The 3,179-nt window shown below is 70.6% G+C and carries 4 protein-coding genes; 2 read left to right on the top strand and 2 right to left on the bottom strand.

All coding sequences use genetic code 11. The features are described 5' to 3' along the window. Window positions 1-926: patatin-like phospholipase family protein (locus tag AC1DHD_RS15195; RefSeq protein ID WP_476880513.1), on the top strand; the 926-nt coding region annotated here is incomplete at its 5' end. Here the strand turns inward: AC1DHD_RS15195 and AC1DHD_RS15190 are convergent. Beyond that, on the bottom strand, window positions 907-1,542 hold the full coding sequence (locus AC1DHD_RS15190) for an FMN-binding negative transcriptional regulator (protein WP_476880512.1): 636 nt from the start codon (window positions 1,540-1,542) through the stop codon (window positions 907-909). The genes AC1DHD_RS15195 and AC1DHD_RS15190 overlap by 20 nt on opposite strands. Next, on the bottom strand, window positions 1,542-2,465 hold the full coding sequence (locus AC1DHD_RS15185) for a DMT family transporter (RefSeq protein WP_476880511.1): 924 nt from the start codon (window positions 2,463-2,465) through the stop codon (window positions 1,542-1,544). Before AC1DHD_RS15185 ends, AC1DHD_RS15190 begins: the two co-directional genes overlap by 1 nt. Between AC1DHD_RS15185 and AC1DHD_RS15180 the strand changes: the two genes are divergently transcribed. Further along, the coding region (locus tag AC1DHD_RS15180) for an aminotransferase class I/II-fold pyridoxal phosphate-dependent enzyme (RefSeq protein WP_476880510.1) at window positions 2,464-3,179 on the top strand (716 nt) is incomplete at its 3' end. The two genes, AC1DHD_RS15185 and AC1DHD_RS15180, sit on opposite strands and share 2 nt — an antisense overlap.

The raw sequence follows: 3,179 nt of genomic DNA, 5'->3' as shown, positions 1-3,179 counted from the left end.
ACACCACACCAGCTTCAACTTCCCACACTTCACTTCCGCACACTCCGGGCCGTCGTGCCCTCGTCCTGGGCGGGGGCGGGTCCACCGGCAACGCCTGGCTGATCGGCGTCGTCGCCGGGCTGTTCGACGCCGGACTGGACGTCACCGGGGCCGATCTGCTGATCGGCACGTCCGCAGGATCCACTGCCGCAGCCCAGATAGCCGGCGCAACACCCGGCGAACTTCTTGCCGCCACGCTCGCCGCCGTACCTCCGCGCCGGACCGGCCCCGGGGCCTCGGGCGGAGGATCCGGGCCGACCGGGCAGGTGGTCAACCATCTGGAAAGAACCGACAGAATCATCGGCGCGGCCGGGGACGCGGCGGAGATGCGCCGCCGGATGGGGGCAGCGGCACTGGCGCTCGCTGCGGCGTCGGACGGGTCCCGCCAAACACAGTGGCGGGACACCGTCGCCGCCCGGCTGCCGCGGCAGGACTGGCCGGACCGTGCGGTGTTGATCACCGCCGTCGATGCCGAAACCGGTGACCCGGTGGTGTTTGACCGGCACAGCGGAGTCGAGCTGGCGGACGCCGTCGCCGCCAGCTGTTCCAGCGGCTTCGCCTACACGATCGGAAAGCGCCGGTATATCGACGGCGGCTACCGGCGCAACGAGAACGCCGACCTTGCGGCCGGCTACCAGCAGGTGCTGGTCCTGTCGCCGTTCGGGGGACGCACCCGGATGCCGTTGGCCTGGGGCATGCAGCTGGCAGCCCAGGCCGACGAACTGCGGTCCCGTGGCAGCAGGGTCGAAACGATTGGCCCGGACAGCGCCGCCGAGCATCTGTTCGGCGCCAACGCGATGGATCCGTCGCTGCGCCCACCGGCGGCCCGGGCCGGATACAGCCAAGGCACTCTCCTCGCCGGGCAGCTCACCGGTTTCTGGGGGTAACCTGGTCCACGCCCGGCCCGCCGCCGTGCAGGCGCTGCATTTCCTGGGCGAGGGCCGGGTTGTGGTGTCCGACGTGCGCGGTGATGTTGGCCGCCACCTCGGGGGACTTGTTTTGGCTGAGCTTGGCGCGGGCGTCGAAGCGGTCGACCCGCATGCGCAGGCCAACCGTGCCTTTCGCGGCCCGGCGGGTGCCCGCTTCATTCTCGGCAAGGCTGCGGCCGTCCGGCTGGTGCTGTTCGAAGTGGTCGGTGAGGCGGGAGAGCATTGCATAGTTCTCCTCCTCGCCGAGGATCTCCGGGGTCCCGTAGAGATGGGCCGTGATGTGGTTCCAGGTCGGAATGAGGTCGCCGGGGGCGTACCAGCTGGGGGAGATGTAGTCGTGCGGGCCCTGGATGATGACCAGAATCTCGTGCTGCCCGAGCTCGTGAAGTGTTTCGTCGGGGCGTCCGAAGTGGCTGACGATGGTGATGCCGTCGCAGTCGTCAACCAGGACCGGGTAGTGCGAGGCGACCAGGCCCTTCGCGGTCGCCGAAACGAACGTGGCCCAGGGGTTGCCGTGGATGAGGCGCTTCACTTCAGCGGGGTCGGTCATCAGGAAATGGGGGCTGTGGCGCATTAGACGGACTTTCTGTTGAGGCGGGTGCGGACGGCCAGGCCGGCGCAGAGGATCACCGTGATGCCTCCGGCCAGCGTGGACCATGTGAGTTCTTCACGCAGGATGAGGGCGGCCCAGAGAAGACTCAGGACCGGCTGGACCAGCTGCACTTGGCTGACCTTCGCCATGGGGCCGATGGCGAGGCCGCGGTACCAGGCGAAGAAGCCCAGGAACATGCTGACGACGGCGAGGTACGCGAAGGCCAGCCACTCCGGCCCGGTGGCTGTCGGGGGCTGCGCGGCAAGGGCGGCCAGCGAGGTTGCCGCCATCACGGGGGCCGCCAGGACCAGCGCCCAGGAAACGGTCTGCCAGGACCCGATCTCCCGCGCGAGAAGGCCGCCTTCCGCGTAGCCGACGGCGGCTGCCACCACGGCAGCGACCAGGAGCGCGTCGGACCAGCCCAACCCGCTGAGGCCGCCGTTCTGCAGGGCGGCGAAGACCAGGACCGCGGCTGCCCCCAGCGCGGCAAAAGTCCAAAAGGCGACCGTGACGCGTTCCTTGCCGCGAACGACGGCGGCGACGGCGGTGGCCGCAGGCAACAGGCCGATCACCACGGCCCCGTGGCTGGCCGGAGCCGTGGTCAAGGCGAAGGAGGTGAGGAGGGGGAATCCGGCCACGACGCCGCCGGCGACAACCGCCAGCCGGGCCCACTGCGTCCTGCCGGGCAGCCGCTGCCGGGTCAGCGCGAGGGCGGCGATGGCGAGGACGGCCGCGACGGCGGCCCGGCCTGTGCCGATGAACAGGGGAGAGAACCCGCCGGTGGCGACGCGGGTGAGGGGCACGGTGAAGGAGAACGCGGCGACGCCGAGCAGTCCCCAGCCCAGACCGGACCGGCCGGGTAACGCTTTCCCGACTGGGACGATAACGCTACTATGTACTGTCATGAACAACGATAGCACTGACCGGATTGTCTCCGGCTTGCGGCGCTGGATTGCCCAGGCTCCGCCGGGAGCCCAGGTGCCGTCCAACCGGGCACTGATGGCCGAATATGCCGCGAGCCCGGTCACGGTGCAGAAGGCGATGCGCCTCCTCGCGGCCGCGGGCCTCGTGGAGAGCAGGCCGGGCGTGGGGACATTTGTGCGCACGGTACGGCCCACCCGGGGTGCCGACTACGGCTGGCAAACGGCAGCGCTGGGCGCCCCGCCGCGCCGGTCGATGCTCCTGTCATCGACCCAGCGCGTGCCCGCCCCGGACGTGATCGGGCTGCATTCGGGCTACCCCGCCAAGGAATTACTGCCCGAGCGCCTGGTGCGCGCCGCCGTCGCCCGCGCCGCGCGGACTGAGGCTTCCCTGACCCGGTCTCCGGTGGCGGGTCTTCCGGAACTGCAGGCCTGGTTTGCCCAGGAACTTGCCGACGCCGCACCCGCCGGTGTCCGGGCGCCGTCGGTCCGGGATGCCCTGATCATCTCGGGCAGCCAAAGCGGCCTCAGCTCCATCTTCCGTGCGCTGATCGGCCCCGGGCAGCCGCTCCTGATCGAGTCGCCGAGCTACTGGGGTGCGATCCTGGCGGCGGAGCAGGCCGGGGTGGTCCTGGTTCCGGTTCCCGCGGGGGCGCAGGGACCCGACCCGGAGGAGGTGGACAGGGCGTTCCGTGCGAC

It is taken from the genome of Arthrobacter sp. 05L45_2, from assembly GCF_056397525.1.
This window is presented reverse-complemented; position numbering and strand designations above follow the sequence as displayed.